The organism is Methylobacterium sp. WL103, assembly GCF_008039885.1.
Classification (GTDB): domain Bacteria; phylum Pseudomonadota; class Alphaproteobacteria; order Rhizobiales; family Beijerinckiaceae; genus Methylobacterium; species Methylobacterium cerastii.
The window spans coordinates 1-2,693 of the sequence record NZ_VRUX01000562.1; the positions used below are offsets into that span (position 1 = coordinate 1).

3 protein-coding genes and 1 pseudogene are annotated in these 2,693 nt (G+C 69.6%); 2 read left to right on the forward strand and 2 right to left on the reverse strand.

Annotated features, from left to right (window positions below):
* Positions 1–537 (forward strand): annotated as a pseudogene (locus FV222_RS22325) (FAD-binding oxidoreductase); the annotation flags it as partial.
* A gap of 72 nt (positions 538–609) precedes the next feature.
* Entirely contained in the window at positions 610–1,311 is a 702-nt protein-coding gene (locus FV222_RS22330) for a GntR family transcriptional regulator (protein ID WP_147750437.1), read from the forward strand.
* Positions 1,312–1,314: 3 nt separating this feature from the next.
* On the opposite strand, the gene FV222_RS22335 is transcribed toward FV222_RS22330, so the two are convergent.
* Both FV222_RS22335 and FV222_RS22340 read right to left on the reverse strand, forming a co-directional pair.
* Positions 1,315–2,241 (reverse strand): class I SAM-dependent methyltransferase, encoded by a 927-nt coding sequence (locus tag FV222_RS22335; RefSeq protein ID WP_147762288.1) that lies wholly within the window; start codon positions 2,239–2,241, stop codon positions 1,315–1,317.
* A gap of 120 nt (positions 2,242–2,361) precedes the next feature.
* Positions 2,362–2,693 (reverse strand): FCD domain-containing protein (locus FV222_RS22340; protein WP_147815666.1); only part of this gene is annotated, 332 nt, incomplete at its 5' end.

Genomic DNA, 2,693 nt, shown 5'->3' on the forward strand with positions numbered 1-2,693 from the left:
CTGCTGCCCTTCGTCCGAGCCGGCGCCCGCGTGGTCGGGCTCGAACCGTCCTGCCTCCTCACCTTCCGCGACGAGTTCGTCGCCCTGCTGCCCGGGACGGACGCGAACCTGCTGGCCAAGCAGAGCCTGCTGATCGAGGAACTGCTCGCCGCCGACCTCAAGGCCGGGCTGATCGCGCCCGACTTCGCCGACCAGGGCGGCCGCGTCGCGCACCTGCACGGCCATTGCCACCAGAAGTCCTTCGGCGCGATGGGCGCGGTGGAGAGCGTGCTGCGCAGCGTGCCGGGGCTCGACGTCCGGCCGATCGAATCGAGCTGTTGCGGCATGGCCGGCGCCTTCGGCTACGGGCCTGAGACGGTCGACACCTCGCTGGCGATGGCCGAGCTGTCGCTGTTTCCGGCGTTGCGCAAGGCCGGCCCCGACGACCTCGTCGTCGCCGACGGCACCAGCTGCCGCCACCAGATCCACGACGGGCTCGGGATGACGGCGGAACATGTGGTCAGGGTCCTCGACCGGGCCCTGGCGCCTCGACACTGATTTGGGAGGCGCCTAAACAGGGTCGGCCTCCTGCTCGGCAGCGATGAGCATCGAACGCATGAAATCGACCGCATGAACAAGATCGATCCCGGGCTCGGCATCAGTCGACGTTATCTTCACGACGAGGTGGCGGACCGGATTCGTGCGCTAATCCAATCCGGCGAGATGGAGCCGAAGGCCCGCGTCAACGAGGGCGAGCTGACCGAACGCTTCGGCATCTCGCGCACACCCCTTCGCGAGGCGATCAAGATCCTCGCCACCGAAGGCCACCTCGAACTGCTGCCGAACCGCGGCGCCCGCGTCGCCAGCCTCTCGCAGGTCGAGATCGAGGAGATGATGGAGGTCATCGCCGGCCTCGAGGCGACGGCCGCCGACCTCGCCTGCCGCACCGTAACGGACGACGAGGTCGCCGCGATCCAAGCCGACCACGACGCGATGGTGGCGATGTGGAAGGCGTCCGACGAGGCCGGGTACTTCCGCCTCAACCGCCAGATCCACGAGGCGATCATGGCGGCGAGCCGCAACGCGACGCTGTCGGGGATCTACCGCAGCCTGTCGGGCCGCATCCAGCGCTCGCGCTACTCCGCCCACCAGACGCCCGAGCAGTGGACCCGGGCGATCGAGGAGCACGAGCGGATGGTGCAGCTCCTGCGCGGCCGCGACGGCCCCGCGCTCTCGCACCTGATGCGCGAGCATATCCGCGGCAAGAAGCCGGTCATCGCCGCCAACTTCGGCGACGCCGCCGCCGACCTGCCGGCGGACGCCGCCGGCTGACGATCAGTCGACGCGCCGCGTCTCGAACCAGAACGAGGCGCCGGGCAGGCCGGTGTCGTTCGGGTAGTGGAACGGGATTTCGAGGCCGCCGTCCGGCGCCGCGAACACGCGCTTCACCCGCGCCGCGAATTCCGGATCCTGGCACAGGTAGGTGACCGGCGCTGTCACCCGGAACGGCGGCCTTCCGCACATCAGCATCGCGGCGAGCAGGTACTGCTCGTTGTAGAGCCGGTGGTTCCAGGCGGTCGGGTAGTCGTCGGGAATGAAGATGTCGTGGATCTGCACGATCACGCCGGGCACCAGGCGCGGAAGGATCTCGAAGAAGAACACCACCACGTCCGAGTTGGCGAAGGCCCGGTGCGACCCGTCGAAGAACAGGACGTCGCCGGCCTGCAGCGTGTCGAACACCGTGAGGTCGCAGTCTTCGAGCGGCTGGCGGATCACCGCGTCGCAGATCCGGTCGATGTGCCGGCGCGGGTTGGGATCGATCGAGGTCATCCGGGTCGGGAGCGACAGCCGCTCCACCGTGCGGCGCGCGAAGCAGGTCGAGGTGCCCGAACCGATCTCGACGTAGCGGGCCGGCCGCTTCCAGGCGAGGAAGGTCATGAGCGCGGCGGCGTCCAGCGCCGTGAACCAGGTGTTGTTCCAGCACGGCGCGGTCGGGTCCGCAGGGTCGGGCGGGTGGGCGACGCCGTGGATCAGCGCAGCGTGATCCTCGAGCGCGGATACGAAGCGCGCGTAGTCCGGCCGCCCCTGGTCGAGCACCGCCCGCAGCCGGCTGTGCGGCGGCGTCTGCGGCTGCCAGCGCGCTTGCGGCATGACCGGATAGTAGTCGTGGACGGTGTGGCTCCACCGGAACGGATCGGTGCTCGCGCGGAAGATGTCGAGGCCGGCCTTCCGACCCGCGCTTTGAACCAACTGTTTGAGCATCGACGCCTCCGACCGGCCAATCCCGACGAGGCGGATCGTAGCAGCAAATACAATCTTGGGTTGAGTTGTTCTGCGTAGCGCTTTGCACCGATTGCAAACGCGGTGAACGGGATTCCCGCCTCAGGCGGCGTCGCCGAGCGAGCGCAGGCCGGCGACGAGGTCCGAGAAGCGGTCGCCCTGCACCACCACGTGCGTGCGCAGGCGTTCGCCCGCCGCCGCGTCGTCGCCGGCGAGGATCGCCGCGACGATGCCGGCATGTTCCGCCAGCGACTGGCCGAGGCGGTGGCGCGTCCGCAGCTGCAGGCGGCGATAGGGGGCCAGCCGCCGGCTCAGCAGGCGGGCCTGCTCGGCGAGGAACGCGTTGCGGCAGGCGCCGTAGACCACGGCGTGAAACACTTGGTTCTCGGCGTAGTAGCCCTCGGTGTCGCCGGCCGCCGCCGACGCCTCGCAGG

Bases quoted from the DNA above. Each gene is read 5' to 3' on its own strand.
- FV222_RS22330 (WP_147750437.1), top strand. From the start codon at position 610: ATGAACAAGATCGATCCCGGGCTCGGCATCAGTCGACGTTATCTTCAC.
- FV222_RS22335 (WP_147762288.1), bottom strand. From the start codon at position 2,241: ATGCTCAAACAGTTGGTTCAAAGCGCGGGTCGGAAGGCCGGCCTCGAC.